The organism is Streptomyces sp. STR69 (genome assembly GCF_024519455.1).
Taxonomy (GTDB): Bacteria; Actinomycetota; Actinomycetes; order Streptomycetales; family Streptomycetaceae; genus Streptomyces.
Genome location: NZ_JALJRY010000004.1, coordinates 397,905 through 416,366, shown reverse-complemented (window position 1 = coordinate 416,366; position 18,462 = coordinate 397,905). Strand labels below are relative to the sequence as shown.

The 18,462-nt window shown below is 70.6% G+C and carries 16 protein-coding genes; 9 read left to right on the top strand and 7 right to left on the bottom strand.

All coding sequences use genetic code 11. The features are described from left to right. Positions 1 to 37: 37 nt before the first annotated feature. Positions 38 to 1,057 (bottom strand): carbohydrate kinase family protein, encoded by a 1,020-nt coding sequence (locus OC490_RS10300; RefSeq protein WP_262057538.1) that lies wholly within the window; start codon positions 1,055 to 1,057, stop codon positions 38 to 40. Between the two features lie 127 nt (positions 1,058 to 1,184). Between OC490_RS10300 and OC490_RS10295 the strand changes: the two genes are divergently transcribed. From OC490_RS10295 to OC490_RS10275, 5 genes are all read left to right on the top strand, one after another. Beyond that, positions 1,185 to 1,949 (top strand): DeoR/GlpR family DNA-binding transcription regulator, encoded by a 765-nt coding sequence (locus OC490_RS10295; protein ID WP_262057537.1) that lies wholly within the window; start codon positions 1,185 to 1,187, stop codon positions 1,947 to 1,949. Further along, positions 1,946 to 3,283 carry a 6-phospho-beta-glucosidase gene (locus tag OC490_RS10290; protein ID WP_262057536.1) on the top strand — a complete coding sequence of 446 codons (1,338 nt, stop codon included), beginning with the start codon at positions 1,946 to 1,948 and terminating at the stop codon, positions 3,281 to 3,283. The genes OC490_RS10295 and OC490_RS10290 overlap by 4 nt, the downstream gene beginning before the upstream one ends. Before the next feature lie 102 nt (positions 3,284 to 3,385). Then, positions 3,386 to 6,445, top strand: a complete 3,060-nt coding sequence (locus tag OC490_RS10285) for an alpha-mannosidase (protein ID WP_262057535.1) — start codon at positions 3,386 to 3,388, stop codon at positions 6,443 to 6,445. 86 nt (positions 6,446 to 6,531) lie between these two features. Next, positions 6,532 to 7,782, top strand: a complete 1,251-nt coding sequence (locus OC490_RS10280; protein WP_262057534.1) for an alpha-L-fucosidase — start codon at positions 6,532 to 6,534, stop codon at positions 7,780 to 7,782. 177 nt (positions 7,783 to 7,959) lie between these two features. Further along, positions 7,960 to 8,844 (top strand): sulfotransferase family protein, encoded by an 885-nt coding sequence (locus OC490_RS10275; protein ID WP_262057533.1) that lies wholly within the window; start codon positions 7,960 to 7,962, stop codon positions 8,842 to 8,844. A gap of 3 nt (positions 8,845 to 8,847) precedes the next feature. Here OC490_RS10275 and OC490_RS10270 read toward each other — a convergent pair whose 3' ends face one another. Both OC490_RS10270 and OC490_RS10265 read right to left on the bottom strand, forming a co-directional pair. After that, positions 8,848 to 10,533: a carbohydrate binding domain-containing protein gene (locus OC490_RS10270; RefSeq protein WP_262057532.1), complete on the bottom strand. Its 1,686-nt coding sequence runs from the start codon at positions 10,531 to 10,533 to the stop codon at positions 8,848 to 8,850. A 154-nt stretch (positions 10,534 to 10,687) separates the two neighbouring features. Beyond that, on the bottom strand, positions 10,688 to 11,836 hold the full coding sequence (locus OC490_RS10265; protein ID WP_262057531.1) for an ATP-grasp domain-containing protein: 1,149 nt from the start codon (positions 11,834 to 11,836) through the stop codon (positions 10,688 to 10,690). Between the two features lie 346 nt (positions 11,837 to 12,182). Here OC490_RS10265 and OC490_RS10260 point away from each other — a divergent pair, with 346 nt between their 5' ends. After that, positions 12,183 to 13,091, top strand: a complete 909-nt coding sequence (locus tag OC490_RS10260) for a metallophosphoesterase family protein (protein ID WP_262057530.1) — start codon at positions 12,183 to 12,185, stop codon at positions 13,089 to 13,091. Further along, entirely contained in the window at positions 13,039 to 13,719 is a 681-nt protein-coding gene (locus tag OC490_RS10255; RefSeq protein WP_262057529.1) for a 4'-phosphopantetheinyl transferase, read from the top strand. Before OC490_RS10260 ends, OC490_RS10255 begins: the two co-directional genes overlap by 53 nt. A 6-nt stretch (positions 13,720 to 13,725) precedes the next feature. Here the strand turns inward: OC490_RS10255 and OC490_RS10250 are convergent, their stop codons facing one another. Beyond that, on the bottom strand, positions 13,726 to 13,953 hold the full coding sequence (locus tag OC490_RS10250) for a hypothetical protein (RefSeq protein WP_262057528.1): 228 nt from the start codon (positions 13,951 to 13,953) through the stop codon (positions 13,726 to 13,728). A 218-nt stretch (positions 13,954 to 14,171) separates the two neighbouring features. Between OC490_RS10250 and OC490_RS10245 the strand changes: the two genes are divergently transcribed. Further along, the gene (locus OC490_RS10245) at positions 14,172 to 15,197 is read left to right on the top strand and encodes an alpha/beta fold hydrolase (protein WP_262057527.1); all 1,026 of its coding nucleotides are present in this window, start codon (positions 14,172 to 14,174) and stop codon (positions 15,195 to 15,197) included. A 33-nt stretch (positions 15,198 to 15,230) separates the two neighbouring features. Here the strand turns inward: OC490_RS10245 and OC490_RS10240 are convergent, their stop codons facing one another. Next, on the bottom strand, positions 15,231 to 15,887 hold the full coding sequence (locus OC490_RS10240; RefSeq protein ID WP_262057526.1) for a helix-turn-helix domain-containing protein: 657 nt from the start codon (positions 15,885 to 15,887) through the stop codon (positions 15,231 to 15,233). A 223-nt stretch (positions 15,888 to 16,110) separates the two neighbouring features. Here OC490_RS10240 and OC490_RS10235 point away from each other — a divergent pair, with 223 nt between their 5' ends. Continuing rightward, the gene (locus OC490_RS10235) at positions 16,111 to 16,773 is read left to right on the top strand and encodes a hypothetical protein (RefSeq protein WP_262057525.1); all 663 of its coding nucleotides are present in this window, start codon (positions 16,111 to 16,113) and stop codon (positions 16,771 to 16,773) included. A gap of 75 nt (positions 16,774 to 16,848) precedes the next feature. Here the strand turns inward: OC490_RS10235 and OC490_RS10230 are convergent, their stop codons facing one another. Further along, entirely contained in the window at positions 16,849 to 17,610 is a 762-nt protein-coding gene (locus tag OC490_RS10230) for a hypothetical protein (RefSeq protein WP_262057524.1), read from the bottom strand. A 39-nt stretch (positions 17,611 to 17,649) separates the two neighbouring features. After that, a complete protein-coding gene (locus OC490_RS10225) occupies positions 17,650 to 18,393 on the bottom strand; it encodes a FadR/GntR family transcriptional regulator (RefSeq protein ID WP_262057523.1) in 744 nt (247 codons plus the stop codon). Positions 18,394 to 18,462: the final 69 nt, after the last annotated feature.

The window sequence follows — 18,462 nt, the reverse complement described above, 5'->3', positions numbered from 1 at the left end:
GTGGGGCTCTGGGACCGGGCGGTGGATCGGGTGCGGGTCAGTGCTGCCGGGCGGGCGGGGTGACGGGCGCGTGGCGCACCGGGGGGCCCACGTCCGGCGGCAGGCGGTCGGCGAGGAAGCCGTAGGCCTGCCTCAGGTCGGGATCGGTCAGGGAGCGCCACCAGCGGTCGACGCCGTACCAGCCGGGGGCCGCGAGGGCGCCGCCGTGGTGCTGTACGGAGAGCCCGGCCGCCAGGACCGCGAACCGCAGCCGTTCGGCCAGTGGCCAGCCGCCGAGGGAGGCCGTGACGAAGCTCGCCCCGAAGACGTCCCCGGCGCCGGTCGCGTCCAGGACGTCCACGGCGAGGGCCGGGACCTCCGCGTACTCCCCGGTGGTCTGGTCGACGGCGACCGCCCCGTCCCCGCCCCGGGTGACGACCGCCACCGGCACCAGCTCCGCGAGCGTGCCGAGGGCCGCCACCGCGCTGTCGGTGCGGGTGTAGGCCATCGCCTCGGTCTCGTTCGGGAGGAAGGCGTGGCACAGTGCGAGCTGGTCGAGGAGGTCGCGGGACCACTCCTGGGTGGGGTCCCAGCCGACGTCCGCGTAGACGTGGGTTCCGTTCGCTGCGGCCTTGGCGATCCACTCGCGCGGCTCGGCCTCGATGTGCACGAGCGCCGTGCGCGCCTCGGGCGGGTCGCCCGTCAGCGCGTCCTGCGAGAACGGGGGCTCCTGGCCGTGGGTGACGAGGGCCCGGTCGTGGCCGGTCGCGAGCGAGACGGTGACGGGGGTGGGCCAGCCGTCCGCGGTGCGGGAGAGCGAGAGGTCGATGTTCTCCTGGTCGCGCAGGACGTCCCGGCAGTACTCGCCGTAGAAGTCGTCCCCGAAGACCGTGGCCAGCGAGGTGCGCAGGCCGAAGCGGGCCGTGGCCACCGCGAGGTTCGCGATGCCGCCGGGGCTGCATCCCATGCCGGCCGTCCAGATCTCCTCGCCCGGCGTCGGCGGCTTTCCCAGCCCCGTGAGGACGAGGTCGTAGAAGAGCAGTCCGGTCAGCAGCACATCGGGCCTGTCGTCGTCCACGTGCGCCGCCTCTCGTCAAAACTCGTCATTTTCGATGCCGGAATCGTGCGCTGCTCGGCGAGATTGGTCAATACCCGAGCAGAACTGAGCATGGAAATGATTGAAGATGACGAGTAGTGTGCACCGCGTGCTGGCAGAACGACGACACCAACTCATCCTGCGGGCCCTTCGCTCCGGTGGCCCCGCCTCTGTGACCGACCTCTCCGAGCAACTGGGCGTGAGTCCGGCCACCATCCGGCGCGACCTGGTCAGACTGGAGGAGGACGGGCTGCTCACCCGCGTCCACGGCGGTGCCGTGGCCGACGAGGGCGACCAGCCCTTCGCCGAGGTCGCCGAGGTTCGGGTGGCCGAGAAGGACGCGATAGCCGCGCACGCCGCCGCCATGGTGGCCGACGGCCAGTCCGTCCTCCTCGACATCGGCACCACCGCCTACCGGCTCGCCCGGCAACTGCACGGCCGCCGGCTCACCGTGATCACCAGCAACCTGGTCGTCTACGAGGAGCTGGCCGACGACGAGGGCATCGAACTGGTGCTGCTCGGCGGCATGGTCCGGCGCGAGTACCGCTCCCTGGTGGGCTTCCTCACCGAGGACAACCTGCGTCAACTGCACGCCGACTGGGTCTTCCTCGGCACCAGCGGCGTGCGGCCCGGCGGACAGGTGATGGACACCACGGTCGTCGAGGTGCCGGTCAAGCGAGCCATGATCAAGGCCGGCGAGAAGGTCGTCCTGCTCGCCGACGCGCAGAAGTTCCCGGGTACGGGCATGGCGAAGGTGTGCGGTCCCGAGGACCTGGACGCGGTCGTGACGAACGCCCCGGTCGACCCGGTGACCCGTTCCTCCCTGGAGGAAGCGGGCGTCGAGGTCGTCGTGGCAGGAAAGGTGAAAGCGTGAAGCTGACGATTCTGGGCGGCGGCGGGTTCCGCGTACCGCTCGTGTACGGGGCACTGCTCACGGACCGCGGCGAGGGCCGGGTCACGGAGGTGGTGCTGCACGATCTCGACGACAGTCGACTGTATGCGGTCGCCCGTGTACTGGCCGAACAGGCCGCCACCGTGCCCGACGCCCCCACCGTCACCGCCACCACCGACCTCGACGAGGCCCTGCGCGGAGCCGACTTCGTCTTCTCCGCGATCCGCGTAGGCGGCCTGGAGGGACGTGCGAACGACGAGCGGGTGGCCCTCGCCCAGGGCGTCCTCGGCCAGGAGACGGTCGGCGCCGGCGGTATTGCCTATGGTCTACGAACCGTCCCGGTCGCCGTCGACATCGCGCAGCGCGTCGCCCGCCTCGCCCCCGACGCCTGGGTCATCAACTTCACCAACCCGGCGGGCCTGGTCACCGAGGCCATGTCCCGCCACCTCGGCGACCGCGTCATCGGTATCTGCGACTCACCGGTCGGCCTCGGCCGCCGTATCGCCAAGGTGCTCGGCGCCAACCCGCGCGAGGCCTACATCGACTACGTCGGCCTCAACCACCTCGGCTGGGTACGCGGCCTGCGCGTCGCCGGCCGTGACGAACTCCCGCGCCTGCTCGCCGACCCGGACCTGCTCGGCTCCTTCGAGGAGGGCAAGCTCTTCGGCACCGACTGGCTGCAGTCGCTCGGCGCCATCCCGAACGAGTACCTGCACTACTACTACTTCAACCGCGAGACCGTCCGCGCCTACAGCGAGGTCGAGCGCACCCGCGGCGCGTTCCTGCGCGACCAACAGGCCCAGTTCTACGACGAGATGAAGCACCCGGACGCCGCCGCGCTGACCGCCTGGGACCGTACCCGCGCCGAGCGCGAGGCGACCTACATGTCGGAGAACCGGGAGACGGCCGGCGCCGGCGAACGCGACGCCGACGACCTCTCCGGCGGTTACGAGAAGGTCGCCCTCGCCCTGATGCGGGCCATCGCCCGCGACGAGCGCACCACCCTGATCCTCAACGTCCGCAACCAGGGCGCGCTGTCGGTCCTCGACACGGACGCCGTCATCGAGGTGCCGTGCCTGGTCGACGCCAACGGCGCCCACCCCGTCGCGGTCGACCCGCTGCCCGACCATGCCACCGGCCTGGTCTGCGCGGTCAAGGGCGTCGAGCGCGAGGTCCTCTCGGCGGCCGAGAACGGCTCCCGCACGACGGCGGTGAAGGCCTTCGCGCTGCACCCGCTGGTCGACTCCGTGAACGTCGCACGCCGCCTGGTCGAGGGCTACACCGAGGTCCACCCGGGTCTGGCGTACCTTAAGTAGGCACCGCCCCAGTAAGCGCTTTCCCCGAGTTCTCGGCAGCGAGTTCTCAACAGCTCCCCAAGTTCTCAGCAGCTCAGCTCCCTGGTTCCCTGGAGACTTCCCATGCACGACGAACGCAGCCGGATCGAGGAGCGCGTCCAGCGCGCCCATGACCAGCGGATCAAGCCCGCGATCTACGCGGCCACCGCTCCCTTCACGGTCGAGGCCTGGCAGGCCCCCGGCGAGCCGGTCCCCTTCGAGGAGGCCGCCGCGGCGCCGTACAAGCCGTTCGCGATGGACACCCCGTGGGGCCCGCCGTGGGGCACCACCTGGTTCCGGATGCGTGGACAGGTGCCCGCGGAGTGGGCCGGGAAGCGTGTCGAGGCCGTCATCGACCTCGGCTTCGTCGGCGACTGGCCGGGCAACCAGGCCGAGGCGCTGGTCCACCTCGTGGACGGGACGCCGCTGAAGGCGGTCAACCCGCTCAACCAGTACGTGGCGATCGCCAACCCGGCGACCGGCGGAGAGGCGATCGACTACCTGGTCGAGGCGGCCTCCAACCCCGACATCCTCGCCAACAACTTCTCCGAGCCGACACCACTCGGCGACGTACTGACGGCGGGCGACCGTCCACTGTATACATTCCGCCGCGCCGATCTCGCCGTCCTCGACGAGGAGGTCTTCCACCTCGACCTCGACGTCCAGGTGCTGCGCGAACTGATGCTGGAACTGGGCGAGCACGACCCCCGCCGTCACGAGATCATGCACGCGCTCGACCGCGCCCTGGACCTCCTCGACCTCGACGACGTCGCCGGCACGGCCGCCGACGTACGGGCCGCGCTCAAGCCGGTGCTGTCCAAGCCCGCCAACGCCAGCGCGCACATCGTCTCCGGTGTCGGGCACGCGCACATCGACTCGGCGTGGCTGTGGCCGATCCGCGAGACCAAGCGCAAGACGTCCCGCACCTTCTCGAACGTGACCTCCCTCGCCGACGAGTACGAGGACTTCATCTTCGCCTGCTCGCAGGCCCAGCAGTACGAGTGGGTCCGCGACAACTACCCGCAGGTGTGGGCCCGCATCCAGGAGTCCGTCAAGCGCGGCCAGTGGGCGCCGGTCGGCGGCATGTGGGTCGAGTCCGACGGCAACCTGCCCGGCGGCGAGGCCATCGCCCGCCAACTGATCCACGGCAAGCGGTTCTTCATCGAGCACTTCGGCGTCGAGACCAAGGGCGTCTGGCTGCCCGACTCCTTCGGCTACAACGCGGCCTACCCGCAGCTCGCCAAGCTCGCAGGCAACGAGTGGTTCCTCACCCAGAAGATCTCCTGGAACCAGACCAACAAGTTCCCCCACCACACCTTCTGGTGGGAGGGCATCGACGGCACCCGCATCTTCACCCACTTCCCGCCGGTCGACACCTACAACGCCCGCTTCAGCGGCGAGGAGATGTCCCGCGCGGTCCGCAACTACCAGGAGAAGGGCAGCGCCACCCGCTCCCTGGCCCCCTTCGGCTGGGGCGACGGCGGTGGCGGCCCCACCCGCGAGATCATGGAACGCGCGCGCAGGCTCGCCGACTTGGAGGGTTCGCCCAAGGTCGTCGTCGAGCACCCCGACGAGTTCTTCGCCAAGGCCCGCGCCGAGTACCCCGACGCCCCGGTCTGGGTAGGCGAGCTCTACCTCGAACTCCACCGCGCCACCTACACCTCCCAGGCCCGCACCAAGCAGGGCAACCGGCGCAGCGAACACAAGCTGCGCGAGGCCGAGTTGTGGGCGACCACGGCCGCGCTGCACGCACCGGGCTACGCGTACCCGTACGAGAAGCTGGACCGGCTGTGGAAGACGGTGCTGCTGCACCAGTTCCACGACATCCTGCCGGGCTCCTCGATCGCCTGGGTGCACCGCGAGGCCGAGGCCGAATACGCCCGCGTGGCAACGGAGTTGGAGGAGCTGACGACGGCGGCCGTCGCCGCGCTCGGCGGCAGCGAGACCCGCGTCTTCAACACCAGCCCCTACGACCGTGCCGAGGTCATCCGCACCGCGACCGGCGTGCCGATGTACGCGACGGTCCCGGCGAACGGCAGCGCCGAGCTGGCCGCCGAGTACGTCCCGCAGGCGGTGACCGTCACCGACCGCGTCCTCGACAACGGCATCGTCCGCGTCGAACTCGCCGACGACGGCACCCTCGCCTCGGTGCGCGACCTGCGTCACGGCGGCCGTGAAGTCCTCGCCGACCAGGGCAACTTGCTGCGCCTGCACACCGACCTGCCCAACTACTGGGACGCCTGGGACGTCGACAAGCACTACAAGAACCGCTTCACCGACCTCCTGACCGCCGACTCCATCACGGTGGTCGAGCAGGACCCGCTGCTCGGCGCGATCCGCGTGGAGCGGTCCTTCGGCAAGGGCTCGAAGATCGTGCAGACGATCACCGTGCGCGCCGGCAGCGCCCGGATCGACTTCGAGACCGACATCGACTGGCACGAGGCCGAGAAGTTCCTCAAGGCAGGCTTCCCGGTCGACATCCGCGCGGCGCACTCCTCCGCCGAGATCCAGTTCGGCCACATCCAGCGGCCCACCCACACCAACACCAGCTGGGAGGCGGCCCGTTTCGAGGTCTCCGGCCACCGCTGGGTGCACCTCGCCGAGCCCGGCTACGGCGTCGCCGTCATCAACGACTCGACGTACGGCCACGACGTCTCCCGCACCGTCCGCGAGGACGGCGGTACGACGACCACGGTCCGCCTCAGCCTGGTGCGCGCCCCGCGCATCCCGGACCCGGGCGCCGACCAGGGCAGGCACCGCTTCGTCTACTCGCTGCTGCCCGGCGCGAGCATCGAGGACGCGGTCGCCGAGGGCTACGCCCTCAACCTCCCGCTGCGGGTGGCCGATTCGGGCGGTGCCCCGCAGCCGGTCGTCTCCGTCGACGGCGACGGCATCACCGTCGAGGCGGTCAAGCTCGCCGACGACGGGTCCGGCGATGTCGTGGTCCGGCTCTACGAGTCGAACGGCGGCCGAGCCGAGGGCACGCTGCGCACGGGCTTCCCGCTCGCCGGTGCCCGGATCACCGACCTGCTGGAGCGACCGCTGGAGGAGGAGGTCTCCTTCGACGGCGGCTCGGTCGCCGTCGCCCTGCGGCCCTTCCAGATCCTGACGCTCCGTCTGAAGCGGGCGGACGCGGGCCAGTAGACCCCAGGGGGCGGGCCCGGTCGTCGCACGCCGGGCCCGCCCCCTGACATCCCCCAACTGACCTTGTACGTAACGGGAGTTCAGCCGTGCCCATGCAACCGTGGTTCACCGACGCCAAGTTGGGGATCTTCGTCCACTGGGGGATCTACGCCGTCGACGGCGTCCAGGAGTCCTGGTCGTTCTACGACGACATCGTGCCGCACGACCAGTACATGTCCCAGCTCGACCGCTTCACCGGCGCGCAGTACGACCCGCAAGCCTGGGCGGACCTGTTCGCCCGCGCCGGCGCCAAGTACGCCGTCCTCACCAGCCGCCACCACGACGGAGTGGCCCTGTGGGACACCGAGTTCGGCGATCTCAACCTGGGCAGGGACTACCTCACCGGCTACGCCGACGCGCTCCGCGAGCAGGGCCTCAAGGTGGGCCTCTACTACTCGCACTCCGACTGGAACCACCCCGACTACGCCACCACCCGCAAGCCGGGCCGCCCGCCGGAGCAGGAGGACAACCGGTACTCCGAGGTCGCGGCCGAGTTCGAGGACCTGGACGCCTGGGAGCGGTTCATCGTCTACCGGGACGGCCAGATACGGGAGTTGGCCTCCCGCTACCGGCCCGACCTGATGTGGTTCGACGGTGAGTGGGACCGCAGCGAGGAGCAGTGGCGCATCAAGGAACTCGCCGCGCTCATCCGCTCGTACTCACCGCACGTCGTCTTCAACGCCCGCATGCTCAGCGAGGGCGACTACGCGACACCGGAACAGGGCGCCCCCATCGAACCCCCGGACGGGCCCTGGGAGTTGTGCCTCACCATCAACGACTCGTGGGGCTACCAGCACCACGACGACAACCACAAGTCGCTGAGCCAGCTGGTCCGTTACTTCACGGAGACGATCGGCGGGGGCGGCAACCTCCTCCTGGACGTCGGCCCGATGGAGGACGGCACCATCCCCGCGCCGCAGGTCGAGCGCCTCGAAGGCCTGGGGGAGTGGATCCGGAAGCACTCCGACGCCGTGTACGGCACCGTCCGCGGCCTCCCTGCCGGTCACCACTACGGGCCGAGCACCCTCTCCGCCGACGGCCGCACCCTCTATCTCACCCTGTTCGACGTCCCACGCGCCGAGATCGGCGTCCGAGGGCTGGTCACCCCGGTCCGCAGGGTCACCGTGCTCGGCACCGGCACCGAACTCGCCCACCGAGTGATCGGCGGCCTGCACGAGGCGGTCGGCGTGCTGTGGATCGACCCGCCCGCCGCAGCGGACCTCGACCCGCATGCGACCGTGCTGGCCGTGGAACTCGACGGGGATCTGGAGCTGTATCGCGGCTCGGGACGGTTCTGAGACCGCTGCGCGTCCCGAGGCGTGGACCAGTTCCCATCAAGAATTAAGGAAACGGTAAGTGGGCAGGTCAGCAGCTCTTTTCGGCTGATTTCGGCTTGCGCCGTTCGACTCCGTGACACCTGGAGTTCGCCTGCCCCCTCTGGGATCCGGGGGGAACGGCGAGAGAAAGGTGTCAGCATGCGAGACCCGCGGATGTCCGCGATCGGCAAGGGGCTCAGGCGGCGGGGGAGGCTGATGGCGCAGGCGGTCAGCCCGCCGCGCCGCCAGCTCGACGCGATGCCCGCGCCCCGGCCGGCCGCGGACGGCTACACCGCGCCGCGCGCCCCGCGCCTGGTGGATTCGCCGGTGTTCGTGCTGTCGTCCGTGCGCTCCGGGTCCACGCTGCTGCGGGTGCTGATGAACAGTCACAGCCGGATCCGCGCCCCGCACGAGATGCATCTGCGGACCCTGCACGTCCATCTGTCCCGTGAGTTCAGCGACGACGCCATGCGGGAGCTCGCGCTCGACAAGGAGGAACTGGAACACGTCCTGTGGGACCGGGTGCTCCACCTCGAACTGCAGCGCAGCGGCAAGGACGTCATCGTCGACAAGACCCCGCCCAACACCCTCATCTGGCCCCGCCTGCACCGATGTTGGCCGCATGCCCGCTACATCCTGCTGCTGCGCCACCCCGGTGCGGTCGTCGCCTCGCTCACCGCCCGCCGGGACGACCCCGACCACGAGGCGATACGCGCCGAAGTCCTGGGCTACGCCGAGAAGTTGGAGGAGGCCCGGCAGCATCTCGACGCCCATGTGATGACGTACGAGGACCTCACCGCCGAACCGGAGAAGTCGACCCGCGGCCTGTGCGAGTACCTCGGTGTGCCCTGGGAGAGCGGCATGCTCGACTACGGCAGCAAGGACCACGGCGTCCACCGGCCGCAGCTCGGCGACTGGAGCAGCACCCTCAAGTCGGGCCGGGTCCAGCCCGCCCGCACCGCCGATCCGGCCACTGAACTGCCGCCCAGGCTCAGGGAGTTGGCGCGGGCGTGGGGGTACCCGGACGGGGCACCCCCACGCTGACGCTCAGCCGGTGAAGCCGGCCGTGATGGACGTGAACTGCCAGGTGCTCTGGTTGATGCCGGAGCAGTTGCTGACCACTCCGCCACCGGCGCACGGCCGGTCGCGGTTCACGGCCCAGTAGGCGAGCCGCGCGATGTGGTGCGAGTTGGACCAGTCGCGGATCTGGGTCCAGATCGCCGGAGTGGTGTTCTCCTGCTGGTCGCTGAGACCGTTCATGCCGGAGATGCCGATGTGCGAGTAGGCCGTCGCGTCGTCCCACCCGAAGGTGGACTTCAGCTTGGTCTTCAGGCCCTCGGCCGCGGAGACCGTGTTGCCGTACATGTCGGAGCCGCCGCCGAAGTCGAACGGCATGATGGTGAAGACGTCGATGCCGGCGTTGAGGGACTGCGCCTGCTCGATCAGCCGGTTGCCGTAGTACGTCGGGCCGGTGGTCGAGGTGCCGAAGGTGACGATCGTCTTCAGGCCGGGGTTGTTGGCCTTGACGGTCTTCAGCGCGGTGAGGATCTTCGCCTGGACGGCCTCGTTCTCGAACTCGTCCGTGTTCTCGATGTCCATGTCGATGGCCTTGAGGCCGTAGGCGCTGATCACCTTCTGCAGCGCCCCGGCGAGCGCGCTCGCGGAGGAGCAGTTGGCGCCGAGCTTGCTGCCCTGCCAGCCGCCGAACGACGGCACGATGTCACCGCCGGCCCCACGGATCTGGTTGATCGCCGTCTGGTCGACGCCGCCGGTCAGCGCCCGGCTGCCGTCCCAGGCGGGGTTGCAGCCGCCGGAGTCCAGCACGAACGCCATCGTGAACCACTTGACGCCCGTCGCGGCCATCACCGTCGCCGGGTTGGGCGGGTCGCCCCACCCTTCGTACAGATAGGGCGCGGCCTGCTTGAAGCCGGTGCCGCCGCCGGTGCCCGCGTCCGTGGTGACGCTCACGGAGTTGGACGCCGCGGAGGAGTTCCCGGCCGCGTCCCGCGCCTTCACGGTGAACGTGTACGCGGTGCTGGACGAGAGCCCGCTGACCGTGGCGCTCGTACCGGAGACGCTGAGGACCTGGTTCGCACCGCTGTAGATGTCGTACGCCGTGACACCCACGTTGTCCGTCGCGGCGCCCCACGACAGGGACACGCTGGAGGACGTCTTGCCCGTGGAGGTCAGTCCGGTCGGCGCGGTCGGGGCCTGGGTGTCGCCACCACCGCCACCGCCGGGGCCGTCGAGGCTGATGTCGTCCGCGTAGTAGGTGCCCTGCGCGTACCAGCCGTGGACGTAGATGGTGGCGCTGGTCTGCGAGGCGCCGGTGGTGAACGACGTCGTCAACTGGGCGTACGCCGACGGGGACGAAGTCCACGTCGAGGAACCGCCGTTGACACCGAGGTAGACATAACTGCCGCGCACCCAGCCGCTGAGCGAGTACGCCGTGTTCGGTTGCACGGCGACCGTCTGGGAGCACTGTGCGGTGTCGCTCGAACTCACCGCGCCCGCAAGGGCCTTGGAGCCACCGTGCACCGGAGAGGAGACCACCGAGCCGAGGTTTCCGGTGCAGGACCAGGGGGACAGGGAACCCGACTCGAAGCCGGGGTTGGTCAGGACGTTGGCCGCCTGTGCGGTACCGGGCAGAGCGATGGCCCCGGCCATGGCCAGGGCTGCGGTACCGAGCAGGGCAAGGAGCCTGCGTCTGGAACGTCTGAGTGTGTCGCGCACGCGATCTCCCTGAAGGAATGGGGGTGTTCGGGAGTGCAGGAAGGTGCGCAACCAATTTGGTCTGGACCAATCATGGTGTCAAGGTGCTGCGCCATGATTGGTCCAGGCCGGTATGAAGTTGTGGTGCGGAGGGGAAAGAGGAGACCCGGGAGGCCTAGGCGCGGGCTGCCGCCCGGCTGCCCAACTCCGGTGTGCGGGTGCTCTCCGGCTCCGCCTCGGTCTGCGCCGGCACTGTCGGGAGCAGCGGCTCCGACTCCTCCGCGCGCTGGTGCGGGAGCGTCACGGGACGCAGCTGACGGGGGCCCGAGACCACCGCGTAGTCCGCGCCCAGGAACGGCGGCTCCATCGTGCCAGGGTCCTCGCCGAGCGCCAACTGCACGGCCGCCCAAGGGGCGTTGACCCCGCACAGCGACAGCTGGTGCAGGCCGCCCGCGGGGCGGGTGTTGACGTCCATCAGCACGGGCTTGTCGCCGAACATCCGGAACTGGATGTTGGACAGGTAGTGCAGCCCGAAGCCCTCCGCGATCCGGCGGGCCGGCTCCAGCCACTGCTCGTGCAGGGTGAAACCGCGCCGACGGCCGTTCTTCGTGCGGCCCACGGCGAGCCGGACCAGGTTGTCGGGACCGGTCAGGCAGTCCACCGACACCTCCGGCTCCTCCAGACGCGGCATGACCAGCCAGTCGACCTGCTCGTCGGCCTGCTCCAGCGCCTCGACGACCGTGTCGAGCGGGACGTAGGGGCTCGGGAATCCGTTGAGGTGCATGAGCGAGAAGGGGGCGCGCGTGACCACGCGGAAGCCCACCCCGCCCGCACCGGACGCCGGCTTGAAGCACGCCTTGTGCCCGGCCGCCTCCAACTCCTCGACTGCCGCGACGAGTTCGGGCGCCGTGCGGACCCGCCACCACGGCGGCACGGGCACGCCGATCGCCTGGACCGCCTCGTACGCGATCACCTTGTCGTGGAAGACGGCGACGGCTTCGGGGGTCGGCGCCAGCAGTGCCGTACCCACCGCCTCGAAGTCCGCGCGGTGCGCCACGATCTCCGACTGGTGCAGCCGGGGCACGAACACGTCGATGCCGCGGCGGGCGCACTGGTCGAGGGCGTACTCGACGTATCCGGCCGGGGACAGGCCCTCGGGCTCCAGGTCGGCGGTGTCGGCGGCGGCCAGTACGGGGGAGTCCGCGTCGCCGTGCGTGGCATGGATCTCGACGGCCCGATCGCTGGGATTTCTCCGCAGCTGATCCATGAAGAACACGTTCTCCGCGTACGTGCGGTTGAGCCAGACGCGTACGCGAGAGACCATGCAGGGCCGTCCTTTCGGGTTCGCGGGCACGGCGGAGCGAGGCCGTGCCCGGCCAGGGTGGTTGGAGGGACACCAAACCGCCCTCGGCGAAGAGGCGTTCGTGGCGGTGGTGTTGGGGCGATCATACGGCTTTCAAGGGGTGCCGCGTGCAACGCCCGTGTTACGGATTTCCAGATCCTGCCCACCCGGCACACGAACTCCCGTCACCGGGCCGCTCCGACCGCCTTCCTCCGACAGCTCCGACCACTGTCCCGACCACCGCTCCCTCCGCCCCGCCGTCTTGTCGCGCAACGGCGGGATGTGATCTCGTGGCCTCATTCGTGCGCGGAGGCGGAGGGGGCGAGAGGTGGAGTCGACGGTCGGCGGTGCCAGACAGCTGCTGGCCATCAGCGACCTGCACATCGGGTACGCCGAGAACCGCGCCCTGGTCGGGAACATGCGGCCCGTCACGGATGACGACTGGCTGATCGTGGCCGGTGACATCGCCGAGACCGTGGCCGACATCCGCTGGGTCCTCGAACTCCTCGCCGGCCGCTTCCGCAAGGTCCTGTGGTCCCCCGGGAACCACGAACTGTGGACCCACCCCAAGGACCCCGTGACACTGCGCGGAGTCGCCCGCTACGAACACCTCGTCGCCCTGTGCCGGGAGCTCGGCGTCCTCACCCCCGAGGACCCCTACCCCGTCTGGGACGGCCCCGGCGGCCCGGTCGTCGTGGCCCCGCTCTTCCTCCTCTACGACTACTCGTACCTCCCGGCCGGCTGCGCCACCAAGGACGAGGGACTGAAGTACGCGCACGGCACCGGCATCGTCTGCAACGACGAGTTCCTGCTGCACCCCGACCCCTACCCCAGCCGCGAGGCCTGGTGCCGGGCCCGGGTCGCCGAGACCGCACGCAGGCTCACCGAGATCCCCGACACCCTGCCCACGGTCCTGATCAACCACTACCCCCTGGACCGGCACCCCACCGAGGTCCTGTGGTACCCCGAGTTCGCCATGTGGTGCGGCACCACCCTGACCGCCGACTGGCACCGCAGATTCCGCGTGGACACCATGGTCTACGGCCATCTCCACATCCCGCGGACCACCCACCACGAGGGGGTCCGCTTCGAAGAGGTGTCCGTGGGATACCCCCGCGAGTGGCAGAAGCGCCCGGAGCCCCCGGGACGACTGCGCCGCATCCTGCCGATGGAGGTCGGAGCCGGTGATCGAGGAGCTGCTCCCGGAGTCCGTGGTGACCGTGGAGACACACGGTGACGAGGGGTTCCAGGACGCCCCGCTGTACCCCGAGGAACAGGCCCGGGTGGCCCGCGCGGTGCTCAAGCGGCGGCGCGAGTTCACCGCCGTACGGGCCTGCGCCCGGCGCGCCATGGAGAAGCTCGGCGTGCCCCCGCAGCCGATCCTGCCCGGTGCCCACGGCGCGCCGATCTGGCCCGCCGGTCTCATCGGCAGCATGACCCACTGCGACGGCTACTGCGCCGCCGCGCTGGCCCGCGCCACCGACCTCGCCTCGCTCGGCATCGACGCCGAACCCCATGCACCGCTCCCCGACGGCGTCCTCCCCTCCGTCTTCCTGCCCGCCGAACAGGAACGGCTGACGCGGCTCGCGGCACAACTGCCGGCCGTGCACTGGGACCGGCTCCTGTTCAGCGCCAAGGAGTCCGTCTACAAGGCCTGGTTCCCCCTCACCGGGAAGTGGCTGGACTTCTCGGAGGCCGACATCGAACTCTTCGCGGACCCCGGCGACGAACCACGCGGCGGCCTGCGCGCCCGCCTCCTCGTCCCCGGCCCGGTGGTCGGCGGCGAGCGCCTCGACACCTTCGAGGGCCGCTGGACCGTACGACGGGGACTGGTCGCCACGGCGATCACGGTCCCGCATCCCTGAACCCCCTCACCCTTCCGGGCACCAGCTCTCCAGCAACCTGAAGAGCGCCCCCTCGTTGCCCGCGAGTCCGGCGTCCGTCAGGGCCTGGTCCGCCTCGGCCAGTACCGAGGGTGGGACCAGGACCGGGCGTGGGTCGCCCGGGGGGCCGTCGAAGGCGGCTCTGACCGTGTGCAGCAGCCGTAGATAGGCCTGGACGGCGGCGCGCTCGCGGTCGGTCATCACTGCGGTCTGCATAGGACGGCTCTCCCCTGATCGGCGTCGTGCGCCCCCGCACGGCGGTGGCACGACTCCAGCTTGCCGCCTGCCACTGACAATCCCGTTTCCCCCGGCCCCGGTTCGCCCGCTTAGCGGAGGCGAAACGTCCCCGAAATCCCCGGTGGGACAGCGGCCCTACGCTGAGGGGAAGGGCTTTCGGCCGTCCGCGGGCGGCCAGGTGAACGGGAGGCGAGTGCGTGGAGGACGTCCCGGCACGGCGCCCGGCGCGCGCCGCACGGCTGCGCCCGGTGGGCGACGAAGAACTCACGCTCCAGTACCGCGTCGTGCACGGATACCGGCGTGCCTTCCGCATGGCCGGCGAGGGCCCGGCGCTCGTCCTCATCCACGGCATCGGCGACTCCTCGGCCACCTGGGCCGAGCTGATACCGCACCTCGCCCGCACCCACACGGTGATCGCCCCCGACCTCCTCGGCCACGGCGCCTCCGACAAACCGCGGGCCGACTACTCGGTCGCCGCCTATGCGAACGGCGTGCGCGATCTGCTCACCACCCTCGGCATCGAGTCCGCGACCCTGCTCGGGCACTCGCTGGGCGGCGGAGTGGCGATGCAGTTCGCCTACCAGTTCCCCGAACGCACCGAACGGCTCGTCCTGGTCAGCGCGGGCGGCGTGGGCCGCGAGGTCAACCCCGTGCTACGGCTCGTCACGCTTCCGGGTTCCCATCTCGCCCTGTCCGCGCTGCGGTTGCCCGGCATGCGCCTCCAAGTCGGCCTCGCCGTGGGCCTGATGAGACTCCTCGACACCGATCTCGGCCAGGATGCCCCAGAACTCCTCACCCTCGTCGACGCGTTGCCCGACGAGACCGCCCGCAACGCCTTCATCCGCACCCTGCGCGCGGTCGTCGACTGGCGCGGCCAGGTGGTGACCATGCTCGACCGCTGCTATCTGACCGAGGGCATGCCGACCATGCTGCTGTGGGGCGACCGCGACAGCGTGGTGCCGGTACGCCACGCCTACGGCGCCCACGAGGCGATGCCGGGCAGCCGGCTGGAGATCTTCGAGGGGGCGGGGCACTTCCCGTTCCACACCGACCCGGCCCGATTCCTCGCCCTGGTCGCGGAATTCACCGGTACCACCACCCCGGCCCACTGGAGCCGCGAGCACTGGCGCGACCTCCTGTGCGAGGGCCGGCCCGACACCACGGCACACAGCGGCGCCCTGGAACGGGACCTGCGGGAGGCGAGCGAGCGCAGCGCGACCTGACGATCCGTCAATTCCCGGCCGTGCGGACCCGGATCACGACTCGGGACGCTTCACGCTCTCCAGGAGCATGTCCAGCCACTCGGCGACCTTGTCGCGGTGCTGGTCGGTGGGCAACTGCGCGGCACGCCAGGCGATTCCGCGCACCCCGTGGTCCTGCAGCAGCCTCTCCAGCGGGTCTCCCGCGGCCTCGGCCGCCGCCCGCTCGCGGTCGGCGAGCTTCTGCAACAGCTCCTGCTCGGTGCGCTGCAGGGCGCCCGCGAGGGCCTCGGGATCCTCGGCCGTGAGGAATCCGGCATGCACCCGGAAGAACCGCTGGAGTGCGTCGCAGTGCTCCATGGTGGGACGCCGGTCGCCGTTGATGAGCGCACCCGCCTGCTGGCGGGACATGCCGGCGCCGTCGGCGATCTCCTGCTGGGTGTACTTGCGCCCGTTGGGCTTGAGCCTGGTGCGGCGCAACAGTCCGAGGCGCTGCAGGAACCGCGCCTGCACATCGGGCTCGCCCGCGGGGCGACCGCTCAGCAGGGCCCTGACCACGGAGTCGGGGACACCGGAGGCCACGGAGAGCCGGCCCATGTGGAAGACCTCGGCCTGCGGGACGTCGAGCCGCTCGGCGAGCGCGGTGACGCGGTCGACGACGGCGGGCAGCACGGCGTTCGCCGTCGTGCCCGGTACCTCGAAGCCATCCGACACCGACAGATCTCCTACGTCTCTCACAGGCTTCTCACAAATGGTGGCCGTGAACATCCCGGAGGGTAGCGGTTCGTTCGAACTCGCATCCAGGTCTCGCCACAACTGTGGCCAATTTCAGCCGTCAACCATCATGAAATGCCACGATAGTTGACACGGCAAGAGTCGGGGCAGCAGGATCAGGGCGCCGCGAGAAGGCCGCATAGGCAAGAGGGGTGACCTCCCGATGGCGTATCAGGCAGGTGGGCAGCGGTCCGCACCGCGGCCCGCCCCCGAGAGTCCCGAGGCCCAGGCGTATCTGCTGGACTACGCCACACTGTTGGAGGCCGTCCCTTTTCCCTCCGTCGTCATGGACCACCGCTGGGACGTGGTGTTGACCAACGGCGCGTTCAAGTCACTTTTCCGGGCGGTCGGTTCGCATCCGACGGCCATGCCGGGCGACAACTTCCTTCGGTTCGTGCTCTTCCACCCCGACGCGAGCACCGTTCTCGGTGAGCACGAGTCGAGTTGGTGCCTGCCGATGCTGGCCCACTTCGCCTCCGTCGTGGAGACCCACGGCCACGATCACGGCCTGCAGGCGATCCGCCGCGACATCGCCCAGGACCCGATCATGGAGGCCGCCTACCGGCAGGGCCTGCCGCACTGGATCCGCGCGGTGGGCGAGGGGGCCGTGGAACACGACGGCGCGGTCCGTCCGGTGCTGCACCCCGACCCGCGCTGGGGTGCCACGGACTGCCGGGTCGTCGGCGAGACCCCCAAGACCCTTGAGAACATGGGCTACACGCGTCTGACACTGGTCCTGCGCGAGGCCCGCCGCACCCCGCCGCCCAGGACGCGCAGGCCGGGACGCGGCGCGGGACACCTGAGGGTGGTCCCGGCGGCAGAGTGAGCACCACCCGACCCGCGGCACGACTGGGCGGGTTCCGCCACCACCTCAACTCGCGCCATCACCACGCGAGTTCGGTCACCGCTCGGCGACGACCAGGACCAACGGCACCCCGTCGCACGGCACCAGCCGCAGCCCGCGCGCATACCCCGCCCGGCCCGCCGCCAGCGCCTCCGCGAAGTCCGGACCCTTGCTGAGCGAACCGACCAGATGACGCGGGTCGGTGGACGCGGCGACCCGGCCCCGCGCGTTCACCAGCCGTGCCGGACCGGGCAGTTGACGCAGCATCGGCATCACGGCCGCCTCGAAGTGCCGTAGGTACACGTCCGCCGCGGCCACCCCCGCGAACCGTCCCTCCACATCCACCGGCGCGGACAGGGTGAGGCTGTACTCGTCCGAGCAGAGGTAGTCGACGTACGGTCCGGCGACCGCCCGCTCGCCGGTGTCACGGGGCAGCGCGAACCAGTCCCAGTGCGTGTAGTCGGCGTAGGCCGAGTGCTCGGGATCGAGGTCGAGCAGCAGCGGCCGGATGCCCCCGTCGGACGTGGTCTGCCACCACTCCAGCCAGGCCGGCACGTCGCTCAGCAGCCCCGGTGCGGCCACGAAGCCGACGCCGGACACCAACTCGTGGCGGGCCAGCCGGAGATGGAGGCCCGGGCGCAGCGCCGCGAGGTCCACGGTCGCCGGGCGGCGGCCCTGTGCGGACACCTTGGCGAGCAGGGCCGTCGTGTCGGCGCGGGTGGCGGCCACGGCGTCGAAGACGGACTCCAGGGCCGAGCGGACCCCCGCCGCGACGGACTGCTCGGGTGCCGTGGCCGGCGGTGCCGTCGCGAGGCTCATGCGTGCCCTCCAGCAGACGGGGAGCGGACGCGGCGACGGCTACAGGGCCAGCCGCTCGGCGATCAGCCGCGCCGTCGATTCCTGCACGCACCGCTCGGCCAGCTCCCTGGCCGAATCGTGGGCCCCATCTTGCACGGCCGAGATTACGGAGCGGTGACGGTCTGCGGCTTCCTCACGATATTCGTCGCTGCCGAGCACGAGACACAGCAGCGCCCCGACCTCGGTCTGCAACGCCACCTGTTCCCGGGTGAGCCGGGCCGACTGCGCGGCGGCGGCCAGCTCGACATGGAACCGGCCGTACACCCGGCCGCGCGCCGCCGCATCCTCGGCGTGCGTCAACTCCACGGCCGTACGCCGAAGTTGTACGAGATCCTCGGGCTCGGTGCGCTCCGCGGCGAGCCGGGCCGCGGTGCCGGACAGAGCGGCCCAGTGGTCGCCGAGGTCACGCAGCTCCTCGGTGCTCCAGCCGCGCAGCCGGACCTTCAGCCGCTCCTCGCCCGGCACTTCGGGCAGCGACACGAAGCTGCCGCCGCCGCGCCCGCGCCGGGTGGTGACCAGCCCCTGCTGCCGCAGCGCCATCAGTGCCTCCCGCAGGGTCACCGTGGACACACCGAGCTGCCCGGCGAGCTCGCTCTCGCCCGGCAGCTGCTCGCCGTCGGCGAGCAGTCCGAGTTCGATGGCGTCCCCGAGCCGGCTGACGACGGCGTCGACCCGCGCCCGGTTGTCGACCGGGGCGAAGACGGCTTTTCGGGCGCCGCCGTTGAGGTGCTGCTGCTGGTTCACGGCCACCACCTTGCACGTTGACTCAAGCTTTACCCTAAGGGGGCCTTGAGCTTTGAACTATGACTTCAT

Coding starts and splice junctions, on each gene's coding strand:
- OC490_RS10285 (WP_262057535.1), top strand. CDS start 3,386: ATGCACGACGAACGCAGCCGGATCGAGGAGCGCGTCCAGCGCGCCCAT.
- OC490_RS10275 (WP_262057533.1), top strand. CDS start 7,960: ATGCGAGACCCGCGGATGTCCGCGATCGGCAAGGGGCTCAGGCGGCGG.
- OC490_RS10265 (WP_262057531.1), bottom strand. CDS start 11,836: ATGGTCTCTCGCGTACGCGTCTGGCTCAACCGCACGTACGCGGAGAAC.
- OC490_RS10250 (WP_262057528.1), bottom strand. CDS start 13,953: ATGCAGACCGCAGTGATGACCGACCGCGAGCGCGCCGCCGTCCAGGCC.
- OC490_RS10235 (WP_262057525.1), top strand. CDS start 16,111: ATGGCGTATCAGGCAGGTGGGCAGCGGTCCGCACCGCGGCCCGCCCCC.
- OC490_RS10230 (WP_262057524.1), bottom strand. CDS start 17,610: ATGAGCCTCGCGACGGCACCGCCGGCCACGGCACCCGAGCAGTCCGTC.